Annotated in this window: 25 protein-coding genes; 7 read left to right on the top strand and 18 right to left on the bottom strand. The window is 40.8% G+C overall.

The features are described from left to right. Positions 1-68 precede the first annotated feature (68 nt). The 5 genes from NSQ36_RS08445 to NSQ36_RS08425 form a co-directional block, all read right to left on the bottom strand. On the bottom strand, positions 69-281 hold the full coding sequence (locus tag NSQ36_RS08445) for a hypothetical protein (protein WP_137054604.1): 213 nt from the start codon (positions 279-281) through the stop codon (positions 69-71). Positions 282-360: 79 nt separating this feature from the next. Further along, positions 361-693, bottom strand: a complete 333-nt coding sequence (locus tag NSQ36_RS08440) for a YmzC family protein (RefSeq protein ID WP_003211073.1) — start codon at positions 691-693, stop codon at positions 361-363. Positions 694-854: 161 nt separating this feature from the next. After that, on the bottom strand, positions 855-1076 hold the full coding sequence (gene hfq, locus NSQ36_RS08435) for an RNA chaperone Hfq (protein ID WP_003211269.1): 222 nt from the start codon (positions 1074-1076) through the stop codon (positions 855-857). 25 nt (positions 1077-1101) lie between these two features. Continuing rightward, positions 1102-2058 (bottom strand): tRNA (adenosine(37)-N6)-dimethylallyltransferase MiaA, encoded by a 957-nt coding sequence (miaA, locus tag NSQ36_RS08430; protein ID WP_310023813.1) that lies wholly within the window; start codon positions 2056-2058, stop codon positions 1102-1104. A gap of 69 nt (positions 2059-2127) precedes the next feature. Beyond that, positions 2128-2529 (bottom strand): YmaF family protein, encoded by a 402-nt coding sequence (locus NSQ36_RS08425; protein ID WP_003211728.1) that lies wholly within the window; start codon positions 2527-2529, stop codon positions 2128-2130. A gap of 104 nt (positions 2530-2633) precedes the next feature. On the opposite strand from NSQ36_RS08425, the gene NSQ36_RS08420 reads away from it, so the two are divergent. The 4 genes from NSQ36_RS08420 to NSQ36_RS08405 all read left to right on the top strand — a co-directional run bounded on the left by NSQ36_RS08420 (position 2634) and on the right by NSQ36_RS08405 (position 4241). After that, positions 2634-2882, top strand: a complete 249-nt coding sequence (locus tag NSQ36_RS08420; protein WP_251190513.1) for a spore coat protein — start codon at positions 2634-2636, stop codon at positions 2880-2882. A gap of 112 nt (positions 2883-2994) precedes the next feature. Continuing rightward, the gene (locus tag NSQ36_RS08415; RefSeq protein WP_335364956.1) at positions 2995-3537 is read left to right on the top strand and encodes a TetR/AcrR family transcriptional regulator; all 543 of its coding nucleotides are present in this window, start codon (positions 2995-2997) and stop codon (positions 3535-3537) included. A gap of 2 nt (positions 3538-3539) precedes the next feature. Beyond that, positions 3540-3857 (top strand): multidrug efflux SMR transporter, encoded by a 318-nt coding sequence (locus NSQ36_RS08410; protein ID WP_003211368.1) that lies wholly within the window; start codon positions 3540-3542, stop codon positions 3855-3857. Positions 3858-3872: 15 nt separating this feature from the next. Further along, the gene (locus tag NSQ36_RS08405) at positions 3873-4241 is read left to right on the top strand and encodes a multidrug efflux SMR transporter (protein ID WP_034662159.1); all 369 of its coding nucleotides are present in this window, start codon (positions 3873-3875) and stop codon (positions 4239-4241) included. A 47-nt stretch (positions 4242-4288) separates the two neighbouring features. Here NSQ36_RS08405 and NSQ36_RS08400 read toward each other — a convergent pair whose 3' ends face one another. Further along, positions 4289-4738, bottom strand: coding sequence for an OsmC family protein (locus tag NSQ36_RS08400; RefSeq protein WP_050944954.1), 450 nt, complete (start codon positions 4736-4738; stop codon positions 4289-4291). A gap of 77 nt (positions 4739-4815) precedes the next feature. After that, a complete protein-coding gene (locus NSQ36_RS08395) occupies positions 4816-5550 on the bottom strand; it encodes a poly-gamma-glutamate hydrolase family protein (RefSeq protein WP_339207188.1) in 735 nt (244 codons plus the stop codon). 585 nt (positions 5551-6135) lie between these two features. On the opposite strand from NSQ36_RS08395, the gene NSQ36_RS08390 reads away from it, so the two are divergent. Next, positions 6136-7461, top strand: coding sequence for a S8 family peptidase (locus tag NSQ36_RS08390; protein WP_050944956.1), 1326 nt, complete (start codon positions 6136-6138; stop codon positions 7459-7461). A gap of 91 nt (positions 7462-7552) precedes the next feature. Here NSQ36_RS08390 and NSQ36_RS08385 read toward each other — a convergent pair whose 3' ends face one another. The 3 genes from NSQ36_RS08385 to NSQ36_RS08375 all read right to left on the bottom strand — a co-directional run bounded on the left by NSQ36_RS08385 (position 7553) and on the right by NSQ36_RS08375 (position 10403). Next, the gene (locus tag NSQ36_RS08385; protein ID WP_339207185.1) at positions 7553-8701 is read right to left on the bottom strand and encodes a Rap family tetratricopeptide repeat protein; all 1149 of its coding nucleotides are present in this window, start codon (positions 8699-8701) and stop codon (positions 7553-7555) included. 165 nt (positions 8702-8866) lie between these two features. Next, entirely contained in the window at positions 8867-9616 is a 750-nt protein-coding gene (locus NSQ36_RS08380; RefSeq protein WP_106028923.1) for a poly-gamma-glutamate hydrolase family protein, read from the bottom strand. Positions 9617-9929: 313 nt separating this feature from the next. Then, positions 9930-10403, bottom strand: a complete 474-nt coding sequence (locus NSQ36_RS08375; RefSeq protein ID WP_050944959.1) for a CarD family transcriptional regulator — start codon at positions 10401-10403, stop codon at positions 9930-9932. 567 nt (positions 10404-10970) lie between these two features. Here NSQ36_RS08375 and NSQ36_RS08370 point away from each other — a divergent pair. Together NSQ36_RS08370 and bslA are read left to right on the top strand one after the other, a co-directional pair. Continuing rightward, on the top strand, positions 10971-11369 hold the full coding sequence (locus NSQ36_RS08370; RefSeq protein ID WP_003211318.1) for a hypothetical protein: 399 nt from the start codon (positions 10971-10973) through the stop codon (positions 11367-11369). A 125-nt stretch (positions 11370-11494) separates the two neighbouring features. Further along, positions 11495-12031, top strand: a complete 537-nt coding sequence (gene bslA / locus NSQ36_RS08365) for a biofilm surface layer hydrophobin BslA (RefSeq protein ID WP_339207183.1) — start codon at positions 11495-11497, stop codon at positions 12029-12031. A 208-nt stretch (positions 12032-12239) separates the two neighbouring features. On the opposite strand, the gene mutL is transcribed toward bslA, so the two are convergent. From mutL to tdh, 8 genes are all read right to left on the bottom strand, one after another. Then, positions 12240-14141 (bottom strand): DNA mismatch repair endonuclease MutL, encoded by a 1902-nt coding sequence (gene mutL, locus NSQ36_RS08360; protein ID WP_339207182.1) that lies wholly within the window; start codon positions 14139-14141, stop codon positions 12240-12242. A 20-nt stretch (positions 14142-14161) separates the two neighbouring features. Next, positions 14162-16738: a DNA mismatch repair protein MutS gene (gene mutS, locus NSQ36_RS08355; protein ID WP_339207180.1), complete on the bottom strand. Its 2577-nt coding sequence runs from the start codon at positions 16736-16738 to the stop codon at positions 14162-14164. A 124-nt stretch (positions 16739-16862) separates the two neighbouring features. Then, the gene (cotE, locus tag NSQ36_RS08350) at positions 16863-17408 is read right to left on the bottom strand and encodes an outer spore coat protein CotE (RefSeq protein ID WP_003212450.1); all 546 of its coding nucleotides are present in this window, start codon (positions 17406-17408) and stop codon (positions 16863-16865) included. Between the two features lie 265 nt (positions 17409-17673). Then, positions 17674-18108, bottom strand: coding sequence for a RicAFT regulatory complex protein RicA family protein (locus NSQ36_RS08345; RefSeq protein ID WP_003211238.1), 435 nt, complete (start codon positions 18106-18108; stop codon positions 17674-17676). 1 nt (position 18109) lies between these two features. Beyond that, on the bottom strand, positions 18110-19636 hold the full coding sequence (gene miaB / locus NSQ36_RS08340) for a tRNA (N6-isopentenyl adenosine(37)-C2)-methylthiotransferase MiaB (RefSeq protein ID WP_012010025.1): 1527 nt from the start codon (positions 19634-19636) through the stop codon (positions 18110-18112). A 90-nt stretch (positions 19637-19726) separates the two neighbouring features. Beyond that, entirely contained in the window at positions 19727-20833 is a 1107-nt protein-coding gene (locus NSQ36_RS08335) for a DUF3578 domain-containing protein (RefSeq protein WP_335364959.1), read from the bottom strand. A 110-nt stretch (positions 20834-20943) separates the two neighbouring features. Next, the gene (locus NSQ36_RS08330) at positions 20944-22125 is read right to left on the bottom strand and encodes a glycine C-acetyltransferase (RefSeq protein WP_106032963.1); all 1182 of its coding nucleotides are present in this window, start codon (positions 22123-22125) and stop codon (positions 20944-20946) included. Next, entirely contained in the window at positions 22122-23186 is a 1065-nt protein-coding gene (gene tdh, locus NSQ36_RS08325) for an L-threonine 3-dehydrogenase (protein WP_268458617.1), read from the bottom strand. Before tdh ends, NSQ36_RS08330 begins: the two co-directional genes overlap by 4 nt. Positions 23187-23215: the final 29 nt, after the last annotated feature.

Raw genomic sequence — 23215 nt, 5'->3', positions numbered from 1 at the left:
CTATTCAACTGAAACCGAAATCTATCATAACACGAAAAAAAATCGCTTAGTAGACTAGACTTTTTGTTTTATTTTTTGTAGGCATCGCACTGTAAATCTTCTGACACTTCTGTAATTTCCACTTCAACACCTAATTCTTTTAGCACCGCTTCAAGCGCAGAGACGATTGAAGCTTCTCTGACTAATTCTTTCCCATTTATAGAAACGCTTGTTCCATATTCAAAACAGGAGTCGTCTTCACAAGTTTGTTCCCAATGATTAATTTTAATTTTGTGTGTCATGAACTCATCCTTTTCTGTCTAGATGTCTGATGCATGATTATAGTGTAGCGACTTCACATTCATTTGTAAATTTACGTGCTTACTCTTCTACAGAATCGTCATCATCATCATAATCTTCGTCCCACTCATCTATGTATTTTGTTTTAATAAGGGTCAGTTCTCCCTCTTTTTCATCAAACCGGTACACATGTACTTCATCATCTTTCACAACAGCAAAGTGATTATTTTTTAGTGCAACAGCTGATTGTAATAGGCCATCTATATGTCCATGATCATCTTGATTAGAATAGTTATGCCAGCTTTCCTGTCTTGATTCAATGTTTGAAATGGCGCATGATCCAAATAAGACAACAATCCCAATCAATAGAAGGATCACTCTAATCCTTCTTAATTCAAGCTCTGCATTTTCCATATCGCTTCCCTCACCTTTCTTCATATCCAATAAGGGATTATACGCAGAATAGGCAGAAAAGTTTCATGGCATGCAAAATAGCCCCTCTGCACTGACAAAAAACGTAGCGGGTTCCGGCCGGTTTATTCGCAGATGCATGGGGCTATTAGGTCGAACATATCCTATTCTAATTCTAGATTTACATTCTTTTGAGGTGCAAATGTAGAAATGGCGTGTTTATAAATAAGCTGCTGCTTCCCTTCTGTTTCAAGCAGCACCGTGAAATTGTCAAAGCCTTTCACTTGACCGCGAAGCTGAAAGCCATTCAGTAAGAATACTGTAACAAATGTATTGTCTTTACGAATTTGATTCAAAAATTGGTCCTGAATATTAATCGGTTTCATGTTTCGTCCTCCTTGATTCTGATAACTACAGTTTCGCTTTAAGTCCAAGCTTTCCTGCTATATATGCGAAAATTTCCTCTTTTTTGTCTGAAAAGTGGCAAGGCGGTGTCATGTCGAACCAAGTGACATCCATTTTATTACGGAACCACGTGAACTGACGCTTCGCATATCTACGGGAATTTTGCTTTAATTGCTGGATAGCTTCATCAAGTGAGCAGTCACCTTGAAAATACGCATACAACTCTTTATAACCAATCGCTTGAACCGATTGACAATCCTTCAAGCCAGATTGATAAAGTGCGCTCACTTCCTCAATTAAGCCTTCATCTATCATCATATCAATTCTTTGGTGAATGCGCTCGTACAAAAGCTCTCGATCCATTTTGAGCCCAATGAAGGCTGTATCATAAAGAGGAACTTCTTGATGACCATTTTGCATCTCCGACATTTTCTGACCTGTTGTATGGATCACTTCCAGCGCCCGGATCACGCGGCGGACATTATTCGGATGAATGGCTTTTGCAGCATCAGGGTCTACTGCTTTTAGCTTTTCGTGCAGCTGAAGGGAGCCATGCTGCTGTTCAAACAGCGCCATTTCTTCTCTAAAAGCAGGGTCACTTTTCTCATCGGTAAATGTGTAATCATATAAAACAGATTGGATATACAAACCTGTTCCGCCGACAATCATGGGTGTTTTCCCTCTAGCGGCAATCTCTTTGATTTTCATACGGACCAGCTGCTGAAATTCAGCTGTAGAAAAGGATTCGGCCGGCTCTTTAATATCAATTAAGTGGTGCGGGACACCATCCATTTCTTCAGGGGTGATTTTAGCTGTTCCAATGTCCATTCCTTTATAAATCTGCATAGAATCACCACTGATAATTTCTCCATTAAATGCTTTGGCTATATGTATGCTCAGTTTTGTTTTGCCGACAGCCGTCGGTCCTACTAATACAATCACTGGTTGTTTCGTTTTTTTCATAACATCACTCTCTTTTACAAACTGCCTACAGTATAGCATAACTTCTCTTTCTCTCCTATATAATGCCCATCACCAGCCGAGTGGTTCATTTCCGACCACTTCATATGTTTTTCCTTTTAAGCGGTGCGTATGCGTCGGCCGCTCTTCGTCCGGACTATAGACGACTCCTCCGTACGGAATGGGGACAGAATCGTTATAGGCTGAAAACGTAACTTCCTCAATCTCGTGATAGTGGGTACCATCTAATCTCGGTATCGCAGGCCCTGTGACGCCGTAGTATCTGTGGAAATGCCCTCTCTCAAAAGAGGTGACCCCGCGATAGTAATGAGTATGCTGATCGGTATTGCTCCCATTGACAGGCTGAGAAATACCTTCTATTAAATGATAATGCTCTTCTGTTACATCCGTTCGTGCTTTATAGGCATGAGCATGCGGCGGGCATTTTGCCCAATCAGATGGATACAGGCCCATTTTTAACATTCCTCCTTATCATAGGCGTTCATCCAAACACATATAGGCCAATCGAATACACTGATGTCAGTTACAGTGATTTTATGTGAGAGGAGCCTTTTTTTATGAATTATTTTGATGCACCGCCATTTATGCAAGAAGACATGAGAAGACCTTTTGGTTTTGGATTTGGACGCCCGGGTTTTGGGTTTGGGAGACCTGGATTCGGGTTTGGTAGACCCGGATTCTTCGGACCTCCATTTTTAGGTGGTTTTGCTGGAGGTCTGCTGGCTGGGTCTCTGCTTGCGCCAGGCTATGGCTATGGGTACCCTTATCCGCCGTACCCGCCATATGGACCATACCCTTATTATTAAACATGCCTTTTAAGTGAAAACAACCTTTCATAAAAATGAATCGATTGACACACTAGTTTTTCATGGGTTAACATTTACTTTACCGACCGTTCAGTAAAGTAGGTGTTTTTTTATGTCTAAAACCAAAAAAGAGCAAATTTTTGAGGCAGCTGCTCGTACGATTTTAAAAGAAGGATTAAGTCAGCTTACCCTTCAACATGTAGCAGAGCATGCACATATGACCAAAGCCGGTCTGCTTTATCATTTTGCAAGCAAGGAAGAGCTCATCCAAAAAATGAATGACCACGCGATTGTCTGCTTTCGTCAGCAGCTTGAGTCGTATCAGGAAACATACAAAAACGAAAAGGCTCCTTATGTACGTGCATATATTTTGGCGACATTAAATGATCTTGATATGCAAAACACGACCCAGTTATGTACAAGCATGCTGGCCACCATGTCATTTGATGAAGCGTTATTGAACCCTTGGCGTGATTTTTATGCAGAGTTCAAAGCGAAAGCAGCTGAGGAAATCAATGACCCTGCATTGAGCCAGCTGATCCGCCTTTCATGTGATGGAATATGGTTTTCAGAAATGTTTCAGCTTGAACCGCTGAACCGAGAGGAAAAAACCCTTTTACTTCATCGGATTTTACACCTATTAGAGGAGGGATAATCATGATCCTCGGATATCTTTTTCTAGCTGTGGCTATTTTTTCAGAAGCCATTGGCGCCGTGATGTTAAAATTCTCAAATGGCTTTACTCGCTTTAAGCCTAGCGCTGTCGTTGTTGCTGGGTATACACTTGCCTTTTATATGCTGTCATTGACACTGAATATCATTCCGCTTAGCATGTCTTACGCAACATGGTCTGGGGTTGGTACAGTCCTCACGGCTATTTTTGGCGTGCTTTTTTTCAAAGAAACCTTGAACCAAAGAGCAATCATTGGGATGGCGATGCTTGTCTCAGGAGTCGTACTTTTAAATATGTCATAAAGGATGTGAGAGATCATGAAAGGAATGCTCTATTTAACAGGGGCTATTTTGACAGAGGTTTTTGGCAGTACGATGCTGAAGCTTTCCCAAGGTTTTTCGCAACTGCTGCCGAGTATTGGGGTCCTGATCGGATTTGGGTGTGCCTTTACCTTCCTCAGTCTGGCACTTAAAACGATTGACCTTTCGTCTGCTTATGCAACATGGTCTGGCGTTGGAACAGCACTCACTGCTCTTATCGGACTCGTGCTGTTTAACGAAACCATTCACATAAAAGGCTTCATCGGTCTTGCACTAGTGATATGCGGCGTGATTGTCTTGAACCTGTCAAAAAAACAAAAGGAAGAAAACAAAGAACAAATCGATCAAACCGAATGGACGTCATAAAAAAAGTCATTTTCTCCATTTCATTAAGAGAAAATGACTTTTTGTTTTTACCCGCCGACTTGAATGGTTTCTTCTAAGGAAATGTCCACATTTCCTTGAACAGCTCTTGAGATCATACATGAGCTTTCGGCTTTGTGCGCGAGCTTGCGGGCCAGCTCAATATCTTGCGGAGAAGCAGAGGCTTTGAGGATGATGACAGGCCGGTGAATGATTTTTTCATATGTAAACACACCATTTGTCACATCTACGACAGCCTCAGAACTCATTGTGAGATCCTCTTTTTCTAATTGGCTCCGCTCCATCATAGCGGCAAGTGTAATAATATAACACGTAGCCGCTGCACCTAAGAGCATCTCATCTGGATTTGTTCCGATGCCGGGACCGTCCATTTCTTTTGGAATTGAAATCTTCGTTTTTAACTGTTCGCATGAGATTGTACCCACATCGTTACGCAGGCCAGGCCAGCTCGCCTGAAGATGAAAATGATGACGCGCCATATTCGTCTCTCCTTTTGTTATCACTTTTTATAGTGTAACAAGAATTCACGCTGCTTGTCTTAACATGTGCACCATCTTTATGTATATTCCTCATCCAGCACTGTCCGAATCGCCCTGACATACCGGTAGAACGTCTCGTTTTTTGCACTCGACCGCCGCCGAAAGTCAAAACTGTCAAATAAAGCTTCACGCTGACTTCTACTAATCTCTAACTGTACACTTTGCCCTGTTTTAGTAAGATTATTAATATTATGATTGCTTGTTCCGCTCAGGGTTGCGTGTGCGACAGCCAGTTCAGCAGAAAATCCGTTCCGCTCTAATGAGTTCACTATTTTTTCTGCACGGTCGTAATCTGTTCCGCCAACGAGCGTATGGTCAATGCCTTCCTCACCTTTGTATCCATGCACTGCTAAGATATAATCGTGTGCTTTTGCCTGCGCGACGCCGACTGGCTCATCAAAGTTTGTACTTGTCACATGAAGTTCTGACGCATTCTCTCTTAAACCTTCAAACAAATACGTAGAGAAATCATTATCGAAAAAATGGACGATCTCACTCACGCCGCCTTCAATTCTCCCGCCATGGGGTGACATCACAAGAAGACGGCTTCCAGGCACTGGGTTGGCTGTAATTTGATAGCTGCTTGTTGATTCGTTTTCTTCCAGTTCTTTAAAATTGCGATAAATATCATTTGAACCGCTTTCGTCTTCCCCACCTGATGACAATGGCTCATCATGTTCCTGTGCTTGCATTGTATAATAAACGCCCCATCCGATCGCAAGCAGGAGAAGCAAAGCAAAAAACTTCTTCATTCCCGTTCTCCTTTAACAGATTTCTAAGCCGTTTCTATGATTTATATTGAATCATCATTTCTTTTCATTTTTTCCACTTTTTCTCTTCAAATTTGATCATAACACTCTAGATCATGAGATTCCTCAAAAATAAGATAATTGCATTTATATACACAGAAACGCCTCTCGTCTTTGAAAACAGAGTTAGAATAGTATGACAGACAAACGAAGTTATGTTTAAAATGACCTAGTTCTATCCAGTCTGTTTTCTTTAATTCGGCTTGTTTTTATATGGATTTGATTTTTTTCCTCTGTGACAAGTCACATTTGTATGAGCATTGACCCTGTCTAACCCCTCCTTTTTTTCTGCAAAATCGTTTGTTTCACCGGTTCTCTAAGAAGAACTCTCCCACCTATCATCGGCTGATTCTACATGTTTTCCACCTTTTTCTATTATTTTACAAAATGTAAGCGCTTTTCTTTTTCATCAGAAATGAGTAAGCCGCCAATATGAAGAAAAGAAGGGACAAGAATCCGAACAAAGCAGCTCTCATTCTCATAACGTAAGAGTGTACAAGAATGGATAGCTAGAATGGAGGGCATCACATGTTTGGATTTTCTATGGTGCAAATGGTCAGGACACATGCTAGTAAACTAGATCAGCCTTTAAGAGAGACCGTCCTTCACCTTTATAAACCTTTTAAATGGACGCCATGCTTTCTTCATCGTTTCTTTGAAGGAAGATTAAAGAAGAGAAAGAAGCTTCGTGTAATTATTGAATTTAAGGAAGACGCGGTCGAAGCAGGGATTCAAAGCACAAAACAGCTCATGAAAAAAAGTAGAAAAACAAATATCAAACGGCACTTTTCACATATCGACTGCTGCGCTGCAGACATAACACCGGCCGCTTTAGAGGAGCTGTTAGCAAATGGTGAGCATATTCGTAAAATTTATTTAGACCGGAAAGTTCATGCACTTCTGGATGTGGCCACACAAGCCAGTCACGCGGATGAAGTCTTCCGCAACGGTACAGCCTTAACAGGGGAAGGCATTACGGTCGCTGTCATTGATACAGGAATTTATCCGCATGAAGATTTAGAAGGAAGGATTCGCGATTTTGTGGACTTAGTCAAGCAAAAAACAAAGCCTTATGATGATAACGGGCATGGTACTCACTGCGCTGGAGATGTAGCTGGAGACGGAGCGGCCTCAGATGGCTTGTACAAAGGACCTGCTCCAAAAGCTCATTTAATTGGCGTAAAAGTGTTAAATAAACAAGGGGCTGGATCGCTTTCTACTATTATAGAAGGGGTTGAATGGTGCATCCAGTTCAATGAAGATCACCCTGATGATCCGATTCATATTATGAGTATGTCACTAGGCGGAGATGCTCAGCGTTATGATGACGAACAGGACGATCCGATGGTGCGTGCTGTCAATGCTGCTTGGGATCAAGGCATTGTAGTATGCGTCGCAGCCGGAAACTCTGGTCCTAACAGTCAAACGATTGCGAGCCCTGCCGTCAGTCAAAAAGTGATTACGGTTGGCGCTTTTGATGACCGGAATACACCAGAATCAAACGATGATATCGTGGCACCATTTTCAAGCAGAGGTCCTACTGTTTATGGTGAGACAAAGCCTGATATCCTTGCACCAGGAGTAAACATCGTCTCTCTCAGATCACCAAGATCCTTTCTAGATAAACTCGACAAATCAAGCAGAGTCGATGATGATTACACGACGTTATCTGGCACATCTATGGCAACACCGATTTGCGCTGGTATTTGTGCTCTTCTATTAGAGCATTCACCAGATTTAACGCCCGATGAGGTCAAAACCCTGTTAAAAGAAAATACAAGCAAGTGGTCTGGGGATGACCCGATGATTTACGGGGCAGGTGCCATTGACGCAGAAAAAGCCATCAAAGAATAAATAAAAAAGCCCTTTACGTTGATTCGTAAAGGGTGTTGTTTTTGTCTGTTATTACGTGTGAAGTCTTTCATCTACTTGATCAGCTGACATGTTATGCTTCGTTCTCATACATCTCATCTCCTTTTTGAATGTGCGTACGCGCTTCGATCACAATCTCAAAAAAAGTGGAGGATTCCTTGTACATGTCGCGTTCCTTATAATAATTAGCCGCATCAAGTGCTAATTCCTCTAAATCAGCAAACATTTTTTTGCTTCGCAGCCCAAATAGTGCCGATCTTAATTGCTCACAGCTGTCTTTTTCTATATAAAGCGCCTGTAAAAATTGAAATTTCAACTGATAAATTTCATCTTCCAATAAACAAGCCTCGTTCATTCCTTTACGTATAGCCTCACCCGCCCGCTCGATATCTCCGAGTTTAAACCAGGTAAGAGCAAGTGAAAATAATGATTTGATCATCGTGGATGCTTGATCTTTTTGATAAAGGGAAATGGCTTGTTCAAAAAAGACTGTCGCTGTATGGTACGTTCCCATACTATAATGACAAGCTCCTAAGTTATTAAGAGCCATCGCTTTAAAATAAGATGTGCACTCTTTCCGCTCCATCGCTTCACAAACCTTTAACGCTTTTTCTAAGTAAGGAAGCGCTTTTTGGTGCTGACTCACATCAATACAATTACCTGCCATGACAAAATCACATTGAATGCTTCTTTTTCCATAAAGCTGATGTTTCTTATAAATGTCTCTCGCCTTTTTAGCATAATGCATGGAGAAATAAGTTTGTTTCATATGATAGTATACTTCAGCGATTTTATAGTAAAATTCCGCTTTTTCAATCTCATCTGTCACTAAGATCAGTTGATGTTCCGCATGCTTGTAATAGGAAATGGCCTCGATGTATCGGCGCTGGATAAACGCATACATTCCATGAAAAAAATGAAAGTAATAGCCAAGTAAGCCTGTCATCTCATCTTCTCCATCTTCCATTTCTTTCGGAAAAGACACGGCTTGAAGTGTTTCACTCCCTGCATGGACTGGCGTTAAATGCTGAAGCATCAGTTGATGGCGAAAATCCATTAGAGAATAATATAGAAGCAAATCTTGATCCTCTTCCATCTCATGAATTTCTTCTTCAACAAGGCGCTTCATATCGTTTGCTTGTTCGACTTCAAATTTGCAAATATGCGTGTACCATAGATTGATCTTTACACCTACTTCGGAAGATGGTATTTTATGTGCCATCCACTTCAGCCCCATTCTATCATATCAAACTGATAACTATTATTTTACATAATTTATGTTTTTAAGGCAAATTGTAATTTATTGCATGATTTATGTTCATTTCGCATATTTCTATCTTTTTTACCAAGTTTAAATGGAGTACTTTTACCCATCAAAACGATTTTACTACGAAGTTGGGTCAAATTCTCTTAATACTTCTTTTAAAGCACGGATATAACGTCTGAATGCTTTTTTCTTTCCTTTTCTCGTATCAAAATGGTCGAAAAAAGATTCTCTCTGCGCCGTACTAATTTCTAGCTGAACGCTTTCACCACTTGCATTTCGATTATTAATATTTTTAGGATCTGTTCCTGAAAGCCGTTCGCCTTCTTGCACCATTTCTGCAGAAAATCCTCGATCTTTTAACTCTCGTACAACTGCTCTTTTCATTTTTTCGTTTGTCCCGCCAACTAGCGTGTGCTTTTTATCACTTTTATAGCCGTGGATGGAAATGGAGAAGGGATACGTTTTAATCATTTGGACCAATATCGGTTCATCAAACTTGGTGCTTGTAATATGCAAATCACGATTGTTGTCTTGTTTCGTTCCTTCAAACAAATACGTCGAGTATCTTTCTTGAAATGCTTCTACAATTTCACTTGTTCCTGGTTCAATTTCCCCTCCATGAGGAGAAAAGACGAGTAAATCACTTCCGCCCTTTTCGTGAAATTCTATTTCATACCCTTTTCTTTCATGCCGAATAAGCTGTTTAAAACTGTCGTATCGATCCCCTTTTTTTCGCTCTTTTTGATACTTTTCTACCTCTTCTTGATGTTGCTTTTGCTCTTTTTTTTCTTGAACAGAATGGCTGCATTTCACCATTAAAAGAGCACATAGGATCAGAAAGATGAATCCACATATCAGTAGCCTTTTCATTTCACCGCTCCTTTTCATTCTCTTAGGTGTCATCTTATCGCATTATTTTACTATCAATGGCTAACAGAATTCAAAGGTTGTCCGGCTCATTTAAATGAATCAGGAGAACTTTCCTGTTTTTTTATGCCGCTCTAGGTATTTCTGACTTCTTTGAATCATTCGCTGCTTGAATAAAAAACTGCATCGTATGACCTTATTTTAGCTTTAGTTAAAATCACCTACAAAAATGGACATGTTTTTCTGATTTCAAACAAAAAAGCCGCAAACAAAAGGGATGCCCTTCTGTTTACAGCCAATTATTGTATATCCATCATTAAATTCTTAGTTCATTCTCTAAAGCTGAAAGGACTTCATCTTGTGAAAGCCCTTGTGCAAGAGAAATTTCACTCACTAACATGCCTCTAGCATCTTCAAGCATCTTCTTTTCACTTGAATTTAATGCTTTCTTCTGATTTCGTCTCATCAGATCTTTGACAACGTCTGCACCGTCTTCGATCGCACCTGTTTTTAGTTTTTTCATATTTTCATCATATCTTTGCTTCCAAGTAAGCGTGTCGTCGTTTGTTTCTTCTGCAAAATTGTTCATCACAACTTTCAGCGTTGCTTGATCTGCTACCTGACGAATACCTAGTTGATTGATTCTGCCTCTTGGGATCATCATCTGCATATTCGGCATTTGAATCAGAAAATATTCCTCCGTCTTACCTAAAATCTCTTTTTCTTCCATTCCTTCAATCACACCGGCACCATGCATAGGATAAACAATTTTATCACCTATTTGAAACAAATCCGCCACCTCCGAAAGTATTCACAATTTGATTATAACACATTTCATGGTTGGATAAAAATTTATATTTTATCATGTTATTTTAGCACTAGTCAATTCTTTTCATTTGAATTTTGAGAAAAAGCCTTTTTTTAGAGAAGATGCGCCACCATCCAGTCCCCTTGTCTTATTCGTGCATATACTAGCATTGAGTCACATTTAGGAGGGATGACAATGTGCAAATGCAAGTGCAAACATTCCCACTCAAACTGTTATAAAAAGCATGACGATCATTGCCATGAGGACCCATGTAAAGAAAAAAAGTTTCATCATAAAAAAGATGATTGGTTTGAGAGCGATTTCTGGGATACTTCTAGAAGCTACGATCCCTATTATTACCCTAAAAGTGTCTGCAGCAGTTGTAAGAAGCGTCGTAGAAGAAGACATGGCTTCTCATATTAGCACCTGACGCTTTCAACTGCTTTTTGTTTTCCCGGCTGAAAAGCCGGTTTTTTTCATATGGATAGGCTCATGAAACGGATCATGCTCATAGGATATGGCAACCTGACATAAAGGATGAGATATCAAATGAACAATATGAATAGCCAAATGAATTATCATCACGAAGGAAATCCGTACCATACGTTTGAGAATGTGTATACAGCCAATCATGAGCATGTGGTCGCGCCAAACATGCATGATCATATGAATATGCCAAACCATTATCATACCGGTAAAAAGGATAAGTACAGCGGACATTATCCGCATCATCATTCAGCCTATCCGCCTTTTCCAAATCAGCATGACCCCTTTTCGCATGTTCCAATGAAGGATCACCATCATCATGGCCACTATGGTGGATATGGAATGATGCCATATCATCCATACGGATATCAAGATATGCATATGATGATGCCGAATCAGCAAATGCCAGGCTTTGGTTACGGAATGAACCAACCAAATGCGCATTTTCCCCGTTATTACTAAACAAGATGACAAAATAAGGGTATAATATACCATTTAATACCATGTAGGGATATGGTAACATTATAGGTAAATAATGGGTGTAATCATCTATTATTTACCTATATTCAACAAGGGGGAAGGAAGAAATGAAAAAAACATGGACGATGATCATGATGGGGATGCTCACATTGGTTATGGCGCTGTCAGTACCGCTTTCTGCATCTGCTGAAGGAGCCAAAATAGAGGAAAGCAAAGCATCAACCAATGCAAAACCAGCTGCCCTTTACGCAAAAATTACAGGTACAAGTAAGCAGGAATGGTCTTTTTCTGACATTGAACTAACGTACAGCCCAAATTCTATTCTAAGTCTTGGTGCGGTTGAGTTCACACTGCCAAAGGGTTTCCAAGCAACAACTAAAGACATTATGAACGGTAAAGCATTAAAAGACAGCTACATTTTGAACAACGGACAAACCGTCCGTATTCCGCTTAGATTGGATTTACTTGGAATTTCCAAATATACATTAAAGCTTTCACATAAAGTACTCCCTGCCGCAGGTACATATACGTTCCGCGCAGAAAATCGAGCAATTAGCATCGGTTCCACATTTTATGCAGAAGATACGATTGATATTAATACACGACCAGTTGTGGTCACACCGCCAGATCCGTGTGGATGCTAAATAAAAAAGCGCTCTAATAAGAGCGCTTCAAATGACAAAGGGCAAAATGATGTTTATTTTAGCCCTTTGTCTTCTTTTCAGTGTGATAGAAACCTTTGTAGCTTAGGAAGGACGAGTTCTGGCGCGGATTAGACATTCGTGAGCACCAGCTCGCGCAATAGTTTGTCTACACGCTGAGGTGCCTTAATAAGAGCTTTTTTTTATTTGATCACATGACCCGTTTAAACATTTTCTCCATTTCATATGTCGAGTGATGAATGATGATCGGCCGGCCGTGCGGACAAGTGAAAGGGTCCTTTGTCTGCCTGAGTTCATCTAATAGGGCTTTGATTTCATCATTTCGCAAATGACGATTTGCTTTGATAGAGCCTTTGCAGCTCATCATGATTGCCGCTTCTTCTCTTAATTTTTTGATATCTACACGCTTCTCATCCAGCACTTGCTCAATAATCTCTTCGATCAGTTCAGCCTCTTCTCCTTTTGGAAACCACTGCGGATGCGACCGTACAATGTAGCTTCCTGAACCGAAAGGCTCTAAGAAGACACCCACTTTCGTTAATATCTCTTTATGCTCTTCAATAATCAGCATATCGTTTTTCGAGTAATGGAATGTTAATGGGACGAGCATTTCTTGCACTTCCTGTTTGATCTCTCCTACCTTCTCACGATAATACTCATACTTGATTCGCTCCTGAGCCGCATGCTGATCGATAATATAAAGCCCACGTTCATTTTGAGCCAAAATATATGTGCCATGCATTTGTCCGATGGGATACATGACAGGAACTCGTTCGTTTTCTGAAATGGCTTCTGCAGCATCTTCTCTTAGTTCTAACTCTTCATATTCTAGTGAAGCGGCGGATTCCTCTAACTGAACTCGCTCAGATGAGGCTTCTTCATAAAATACTGGTGATGATGGTTCCATCTTCTCTTGATTAGGCATTCCGTATGCTTCGGTATGGCTTGTCTCATATAAGACCGATTCGAGCGGCTCCGGCTGATAGGATAGCGGCGTTTCCGCTGGGCTTGGGTTTCCTTTTTTCGCATCAAAGGTTAAGGATTGCTGCTCATTTTTGATCGCTGGCATTGGTGCTTTCTTTGGCACCGAAGCACTTGGAATGAGCTGCTGCTTTTGAAATATGTCCTTAATTCCTTGCTTAATTAACTCATGAAGTTCCTGCTCTTTACTAAGTCTCACTTCAAGCTTCGAAGGATGAACGTTCACATCCACTAAAATGGGGTCCATCTTCATCTCTATAAATGTAATCGGGTGGCGGCCAATCGGTAGCAGCGTGTGATACCCTTCATGGACCGCTTTCACGAGCGGAAAATGCTTAACATATCTGCCGTTTACAACAGAAGACATATAATTCCGTGATGCCCTTGTCACTTCTGGCAAGGAGATATATCCTTTCACTTCAAAATCAAGTGATTGCACGTGAAGTGGCACCATTTTTTTCGCAACAGCTGTTCCGTAAATGGCCGCAAGCACATGCCGCACATCCCCGTTTCCATTCGTCTGAAGCAGGACTTTTCCTTGATGACGCAAGCGAATCGATACTTCTGGGTGAGCCAGCGCAATTCGATTGACGACATCTGATATATTGCCAAGCTCCGTATGAACGGTTTTCATGTATTTTAGGCGGGCCGGTGTATTGTAAAATAAGTTGGTAACGACGATCTCGGTACCGCGGCGACTAGAGGTTTTTTTCTCTGAAATGATCTTTCCGCCTTGCAGCACCAGTTGCGTTCCAGCTCCTTCACCAGTACTTGTTTTCATTTCTAGATGAGAGACAGATGCGATACTTGGCAGCGCCTCTCCCCTGAAACCGAGCGTTCTGACACGGAACAGGTCATTTTCATCTTTGATTTTACTCGTTGCATGGCGCTGAAAGGCGAGCTTACAATCTTCAGCATCGATTCCAACACCATTATCAATCATTCTAATAGAAGAAAGACCTGCTTCTTCTACATCGATTTCAATCACTGTACTACTTGCATCGATTGCATTTTCCATAAGCTCTTTTACGACAGAAGCTGGACGCTCGACTACTTCACCTGCAGCAATTTTATTGGATAGGTCATCGGATAACTGAATAATCTTTGCCATTTTGCTCACCTCACCTTACATTATAATTTCTTTTGCAATTCATATAGCTTAGTCATCGCTTCGAGCGGAGTCATATCCATTAGATTGAATGACTTTAATTCCTCGATCACCGCTTGATCTTTCTGTTTTAGAACTGGTTTGGTTTGCGGTTTTTCTTCTACTTCAAAGAAAGAAAGCTGCTGCTTTTCCTCTGCCTTTTCTGTTTTTGGAGCTGCAGATACGTGCGGGGTCACTTCATGTGATCCGCTCTCAAGCTCCGTCAAAATGGTCTGGGCCCTATCGATGATCGCATCAGGCAATTCAGCAAGCTGCGCTACATGAATACCATAGCTTTTATCAGCTGCACCCTCTTTGATTTGATGTAAGAAAACGACCGTGCCCTCATGCTCTTCAGCACGTACATGGACATTTTTCAGCTCGCTTAATTGAGATTCAAGAACTGTCAGCTCGTGATAATGTGTGGAAAAAAGCGTTTTGGCACCAATATGATCGTGAACAAATTCAATGATCGCCTGCGCAAGAGCCATTCCATCATAGGTGCTTGTCCCGCGTCCAATTTCATCAAATAAAATCAAGCTGTTTTTCGTTGCATGCACCATCGCATTTTTTGCTTCGAGCATCTCTACCATAAAAGTACTCTGACCAGAAATCAAATCATCTGCCGCCCCAATGCGTGTAAAGATTTGGTCAAAGATCGGAAGAGTCGCCTTCGATGCCGGCACAAAGCAGCCAATTTGCGCAAGAATGGAGATAAGCGCCATTTGTCTCATATACGTACTTTTCCCTGACATATTTGGTCCAGTAATGAGTAAGGTTTGCCGGCCATTTCCCATATGGCAGTCATTTGGTACATACTCCTGGTGATCCATCACTTTTTCAACGACTGGGTGACGACCATCTATGACATCTACCTCATCCTCTGAGAATTCTGGACGGATATAACGGCGTTTTTCACTGACAGTCGCAAAGCATTGAAGCGCATCCAGCTCACTCATTTGTTTTGCAAGCAGCTGTAATCTAGGAATATAACCTTTCACTTGATCCCTGAGAGCTGTAAATAGTTCATATTCCAATTCGTTGATATTTGATTCTGCTTCAAGTATCAGTGCTTCTTTTTCTTTTAATTCAGGTGTGATATACCGCTCTGCATTGGCAAGCGTTTGTTTTCTTTCATAACGGCCTTCCTCCAGCAGATGTGTATTTGCGCGTGTCACTTCGATATAATAACCAAACACTTTATTAAACCCGACTTTTAAGGAGCGAATGCCGGTATATTCTCTTTCCTGCTGTTCAAGACGTGCAATCCAGTCCTTTCCGTTTCGGCTGGCATCACGGTATTCATCTAATTTTGCATTGTAGCCATCTTTAATCAAATTGCCTTCTTTTATCGTCATCGGCGGATTTTCATAAAGTGCATCTTCTAATAAATTAAGCAAGTCACCACAAGGATCAATCGCATTCGCTCTTGATTTTGCCATTTCCTCTGGCAGTGAGTGCACAAGCTCTTTAATGGCTGGTACTTGTTTTAAGGATTCCTTTAACTGAATGAGATCACGGGCATTTACGTTGCCAAATGCGACGCGGCCCGCTAAACGTTCGAGATCATATACTTGCTTTAACCGTTCACGCAGATCCTCTCGTTCAAAGAGATGGTCCATAAGAATTTGCACCATTTCCTGGCGTTCTTTAATGTGCGAAAGCCGAATTAACGGCCGGTCGATCCATTGCTTGAGCAGCCTTCCACCCATCGCTGTTTTTGTTTCATCTAACAGCCATAACAAAGAGCCCTTCTTGCTTTTTGAGCGGATCGTCTCTGTTAATTCAAGATTTCGTTTTGAGTAAAGATCAATTTTCATTGTTTGTTCGAGCTCAAACACTTGAACTTGCTGAAGGTGATCGAGACTTCTTTTTTGCGTTCTTCTTAAATAAGCATATAATGTCAAAAAGGCCGATCTTAGTTGCTCGCTCAGGCGGGACACGAGCCGCTCAGCTTCATCGATCAATTCATCACTATCTTCGTATGAAATGGTCGCTTGGCACCGATCCTTTAAGGTCTTGACTGTTTCCTCATCCAGCTGCTTTGACACCACAATTTCTTTTGCACCGACAGAATAAATTTCAGACACGACTTCATCTAATCGATCAATGAAAGCCGCCATGTTTTCACCAGTAGATAAATCGGAAAGTGCAAGTCCATATCCATTTTCAAACTTTGTCACAGAGGCAATGAAGTTGTTTTCATTTTCACTTAAGCCTTTACCATCCATCACCGTACCTGGTGTAATGAGTTGAACGACTTCTCTTTTGACTACACCTTTTGCCGTTTTAGGATCTTCCACCTGCTCACAAATCGCGACCTTGTAGCCTTTTGAAATCAATTGTTCTATGTATGCAGAAGCAGAATGATAAGGAACACCGCACATTGGTATGCTCCCGCCATCTCTGCTTGTTAGCGTGATTTCTAATTCTTGTGACGCTTCTTTTGCGTCATCAAAAAACATTTCATAAAAATCGCCTAAGCGAAAAAATAAAAAGGCATCTTGGTACTCTGCCTTGATTTTTAAATATTGCTGTATCATGGGCGTATAACTTGCCATATTTCTAATCCCTCACTATATTACATTCGAATTCATACCATCTTTCATTATAGCATATAAAATCACCTTTTTTCTCCTAGATAGGACACAAAAAAACTAGGGGGATATGCGCCCTAGTCATCAATTACTCTTCTGGATCACCCGCTAGAAATTCTGGATGAATATCCTCTAACTCCTCATCCACCTCTTCTTCCCACTCATGATCATCTTTTTCTTTCCAGCTTGAATTGACCTCTACAACAATTTTTGTTTCTCCTACCACTTCAGCAATGAATTCACGCTCTGCCTGAACGATAATTTTATTGCCGTTTGGAGAAATGGTCACTTCTAGACAATTCGGCTGCTGCAGCACTTTTGCAATCACTTCGTGCTCATCATCAAGGAAATTTTTATCTTTATATCTTAGTTTGATGATGTCTACATATTTCACCCGTTCTGTGACAACTTCTGTTTTTGTGTTATCAGCGTAAGAATACCATACGTTAATATCAAAGGTTCCTTCAATCTCAACAGTTTTACCGACCTTTTCAGCATCATACTTATGATTAATGATCCAACCACCTAGGATGCTGGTTGGTTTTTGCGATGGAGAAATGGTGTGTGTGCTTTGGGTGAATTTCCTCCCTTTTGCAACCACCGCTTTTGTAATAATTTCTCTGTATTCAGACATTCCGGCATGCCTCCTTGTTCTTGATCGTTTTATCTTATGCTGGGCATTCGTCTAGTGTGTCACGATTTTGAACTTCATGTTCAATTAAATTCATTTCTGTTTCAGTGTATGCATGGTTGCCCATAAACTTGCCTTGAAAATTGGAAAAGTTGGAGAGTGAGAGATTTTGGGGTGACGAAACAAGAAGTAGAATGGGAAGTGTGATTTTTGTTCTTTCAAAAAATGATGATAGCAAAACAAAAAACCCCGCATTTGCGGGGTTTTCTCATTTAATGGAGCAACTTGGTGATGAGTTTTTCACTTTTGAACCGGTTTCTCCTAATAAGAGGTCACCGCCGGTTGAAAGAATGATTTCATCTGTTACTTGATTAGAAATCGTATGCGCTACGAGCTGAAGCAGGGAATTGACTTCCACTTGAGATTCTTTGAATTCTTGAATCACCGGGATTTCATCCAGTTCTTCTTGCAGGGCATCGATTTTTTCTTCGACTTGCTTTAAGGCTTCATGTTTGCCGTAATGCTTTAAATTCACAGCTTGTTTTTGAAGCGCCTTAATTTGATTAATAATCGTTGAAATTTTTGTATTTTCATTGATTTGCGCTTCTGCTTTCTTGAAGAAATCAACTTCTTCTGTTTCAGAAATCATTTTAGCGAGCTCTCTTGCGCGCTCGACAATCTCTTTTTTTGAATAAAGCGTCATTTTAATTCACCTCGATAGCTTCTCCAACCATTTCTCCGTCAAGAGACCAAGTTTTGGCTTGTGTGATTTTCACTTTGACGATGTTGCCAATCGCTTCTTTTGGTGCTTTAAAATTCACAAGCTTGCTTTTACTTGTATATCCGGCTAGGATTTCAGGATTGTTTTTACTTTCACCCTCTACTAATACTTCGACAGTCTGCCCTTCATATTCCTTCATTTTTTTCGCAGAAATTTCATTCACGAGGGCATTCAGGCGCTGCAGACGTTCTTTTTTCACATGCATTGGCACGTTGTCTTGCATTTTCGCTGCTGGTGTTCCTTCTCTTGGAGAGTAAATGAACGTATAAGCAGCGTCAAACTCAACCTCGCGATAGAGGGAAAGTGTTTCTTCAAACTGCTCATCTGTCTCATTTGGGAACCCAACAATAATATCCGTTGTTAATGAAGCATTTGGCATCGCTTCTTTGATTTTGCGCACAAGATCAAGGTAACGCTCACGGTCATATTTTCTCGCCATAAGCTTCAAGACAGAAGAACTGCCGGATTGAACTGGCAAATGAATATGATCGAGAAGGTTCCCACCCTTAGCAAGCACTTCAATTAAGTGATCGTCAAAGTCACGCGGGTGGCTTGTTGTAAAACGGATACGCGGAATATCGATTTTACGCAGCTCATCCATCAAGTGTCCAAGACCATATTCCATGTCTTCAAAATCTTTTCCATACGCATTCACGTTTTGACCAAGAAGGGTAATTTCCTTATATCCTTCTGCCGCTAAACGTCTGACCTCTTGAATAATTTCGTCAGGGCGGCGGCTTCTTTCTTTACCGCGTGTGTAAGGGACGATACAGTATGTACAGAATTTATCACAACCGTACATAATATTCACCCAGCCCTTAATTTTTCCTTGGCGGGCTCTCGGAAGGTTTTCAATGACATCGCCTTCTTTTGACCAAACCTCGATGACCATTTCTTTTGAAAGATAGCATTCAGATAACAGCTCTGGCAGGCGGTGAATGTTGTGTGTACCGAAAATCAAATCAACAAATGGATGTTTCTTCAAAATACGGTTGACGACAGATTCCTCTTGAGACATACATCCGCAGACACCTAAAATTAAATCTGGCTTTTCACGCTTTAATGCTTTTAAATGACCAAGCTCTCCGAACACTTTATTTTCCGCATTCTCACGAATTGCACAAGTGTTTAATAAGATGACATTTGCATCCTCCGTTGAGTTTGTCGGTTCATAACCAAGCGCCATAAAAATACCAGCCATCACTTCTGTGTCATGCTCATTCATTTGACAGCCATATGTGCGAATATAAAACTTGCGCCCGTTTCCTAACCCTTGAAAACGCTCGTCAATTTGAAATTGATTGTATTCGACTTCTTCTTTACCCCGTTTTTTTGCATCTTTTAAGGAAGGCGGAATGTACACAGCTTCAAAATACTGGCTATAGTCCTTCTCGGATTTTTTGTCCGATGAACTTACTTGTCCGCTCGCTTTTCTCTGCTCTTCATTCATGAATTTGTACTCCTTTCAAACCAAGCTCCACCCTACAGTATAGACTATTTTGTGATGAATTGAAAATAAATTCATACGTGCCACTACTTTTCAATCCACACGAATTTTGCATGAATATTGAGTAGGTTTCAGATGTAGATCGTCTTTACCTAAAGGGTTTTGTATTTCTTTGACAATCTTCATATGCTGTGTCCCGACACTCTCAACTAAAGTAATCACATATGATTCTTTTTCCTCTTCTGCTACCATTCTTTCTTGTTCAGATAAGAAGAATGGAAAGTCTTGGTGAGTCAGTTTAGATCCTTTTACTTCTATGAGTTTCTCTTTTCCATCGGGGTAATAAGATTTGATATCAAATCCATGACCATCTTCCGTCTCAGCCACCCAATCGACAGCTTCCGCTAATTGTTCCCGACCCACTGCTTTTAATTGCTCTACTTCCTTACGATAAACAAATTTCTCTGCTATTCTACCTGTCTCTTCGTTTTGCTTTGCTCTTTCTTCTCTTAATTGTTTATAAACATCTCTATGAATGATTCTTTTTCTTTTAAATTTGTTCTGATCTTTCACTTTTGGAGTAAGGTCCTGATCCAAATATACTTCGTAAACAAAATCATAAAAAAACTCATTTAAAGAATTGATATCTTGTATTAATTGGTGATGGTCAAAATGATCAATATTATACTTTTTAAAAACCAATGAGCTTGCCACGTATTTTTTAGGTCTTAATGATTTACCCAAATGAAAATCACCTATATGAAAGCCCTCTAGTCTTTTATGGTGCTTTAATTCCGGCTGTAGCCTCTTCCTCCAAATAGCTGCCTCTTCTTTAATTTCAGATAAAGATAAATTTTCAGTTCCAGTTTCAATTGTTAAATAAAAATCTTCCCCGTTCTCAGCAAATAAAATAACAATAAATATTCCTTTTTGTGTCGTTGTTTTTTGGGAATTAGGATTTGTCGTTAATCTCCTGTCTAAAAGTGCAATCCAAAAACATTCTGCAACTTTTCCATTTCCTGTAGATGCTTTAATATCGATCCTATCCAAATTCCTCATATAACGTTTTTCTAATTCATAACGAATGTTGTTTGGGATTTCTTTATTAAACATGTTGTGAAAAGGGTGATTCTTATCTGTTCTCCCTTTGTTCTTATAATCTAAAAATTGCTCATAAAAATTTTCTTTATTAAATAACATTTGTCTCACCACTTACCTCAATAGATCTTTTTACATACATTATACATAACAAACGGTAGATTTGATGAAATATGGAAAGAATAGTGCAAAAAAAGAGAGCCTGCGCTCTCTCAATCAAGTATGTTCAGTTTTTTTGCTTCTTCTTCGATGATCGTCAGTGCACGGTCCAGTTCTTCTTTTGTGTGCTCTGCTGTGATGATGGCTCTAATTCTCGCTTTTCCTTTTGCTACAGTTGGGAAAGCGATGCCCTGGGCAAACACGCCTCGGTCTATTAAAGCCTTTGAAAAGCGAAACGTAAGAGCTTCGTCTCCAATCATGATTGGAATAATGGGTGTTTCTGTCGGAGCAACTTGAAATCCAAGGCTGACGACTTTTTCTTTGAAATAGGCGGCGTTTTCCCAGAGCGTGCTAATTCGCTCTGGTTCGTCTAACAGCACTTCAATCGCTTCTTCACACGCTCTAGTCACAGCTGGCGGATGTGAGGTGCTGAATAAAAACGGTCTTGCTTTATGCTTTAAATAATCAATCAAAACGGCTGATCCCGCTACATAGCCGCCGAGCACTCCGACAGCCTTACTAAGTGTCCCAACCTGAATATGCACTCTGCCGTCGAGTTTAAAATGGTTGACTGTCCCGCGGCCATTTTCACCAAGCACGCCCGAGGCATGTGCATCGTCTACCATCACAAATGCATCATATGCTTCTGCGAGCCTGACAATCTCAGGAAGTGGCGCAATATCTCCATCCATCGAGAACACACCGTCTGTGACGATGAGACGAACGCGGTAATTCATAGATTTCTTTAAAATTTTCTCAAGCTCTTCCATATTGGAATGACCATATACTTTTTTATCTGCTTTTGTTAACCGAATGCCGTCAATGATTGAGGCATGATTCAGTTCATCTGAAATCACAATATCATCTTTTGTCAGGATACTTGATAAGACCCCTTGATTGGTCGTAAAGCCTGATTGGAATACAAGGGCTGCCTCGGTCTTTTTAAATGCAGCGAGCTTTTTTTCAAGACGTTCGTGCATCGTCATTGTGCCAGCGATCGTTCGTACCGACCCCGTACCAGCACCGAATTGATCAATGGCCTCTTTTGCCGCTTTCATCAGCCTTGGATGTGAGGTGAGGCCTAAGTAGTTATTTGAGGAGAGCTGTATGACAGGTTGTTCATTTAATGTCACAGTGGATGATTGTTTTGAGTCAATCTCTTTCAATGTTTGGTGAGTGCCTTGCTGCTTCATTGTTTCCAGTTCATCTTGTAAATACGTGAATTCTTTCATCATTTCTTCCCCCTTTGATTTGATGGCATCATCAGTACGACCTTTCCGCACATCCCATTTCTCATGAGTTCAAATCCCTTTTCGAACTGTTCAAATGGTAGTGTATGGGTGACAACTGGCTTGACATCGATGGTATTTGTTCTTAATAACTCAGATACTTGACGCCACGTTTCAAACATTTTTCTCCCCGTGATCCCTTGCACGGTTAATCCCCTAAAAACAATTTGATTCGTAATGTCAATTGTCACTGGTCGTTCTGGCAAGCTTAGTATATTGACTTTCCCTCCATTTGCACAAGCTTCGAGAGCTTGATTAATGGCAACTGGATGTCCTGACATCTCGCATATCACACCTGCCCCCTCCATCCGCGTGAACTGCTTAATCACCTCAACAGGATCATCTTTTCCAATATCCACGATATGGTCTGCTCCCATTTCCCGGGCAAGATTCAGCCTGTATTCGTTTTGATCGACAGCAAACACTTGGACAGCACCGGAAGCTTTCGCGACGGCGATCGCCATTAAACCGATTGGTCCGCAGCCAAAAATCGCCACTGACTTACCTGAAACAGGTGTGTGCAGCACTGTATGAACCGCATTGCCAAGCGGCTCTTGAATAGACGCAAGCTCTACTGGCATTTGAGCTGGATTGTGCCACACATTTTGTTCAGGTACTTTGACATATTCAGCAAAACAGCCGTCAATGTCTACTCCTAAAATTTTCGTTTCATTGCACAAGTGCTGTTGACCTGTTAAACACATAGAGCACTGATTACATACAACATGTGTCTCTGCCGATACAAAATCCCCTACTTTTGCACGTGAGACTTGTTTCCCCGTCTTGACAACTTCCCCTGTAAATTCATGTCCAAAAATGTAGGGCGCTTTAACTCTTCCCTTTGCCCAGTCATCCCAATTATAAATATGCACGTCTGTTCCGCATATCGAAGTGGCTTTCACCTGAATCAATACTTCATGATCATTGATTTCTGGAATCGGCATCTCCATCAGCACCGCTCCGTAAGCGCTTTCTTTTTTAACAATTGCTTTCATCGTTCCACACATGACGTACAACCCCTTTGTTAAAAAACTTC

Origin of the sequence: Bacillus sp. FSL W8-1143 (assembly GCF_037965155.1) — a bacterium.
GTDB classification, from domain to species: Bacteria; Bacillota; Bacilli; order Bacillales; family Bacillaceae; genus Bacillus; species Bacillus pumilus.
This window is presented reverse-complemented; position numbering and strand designations above follow the sequence as displayed.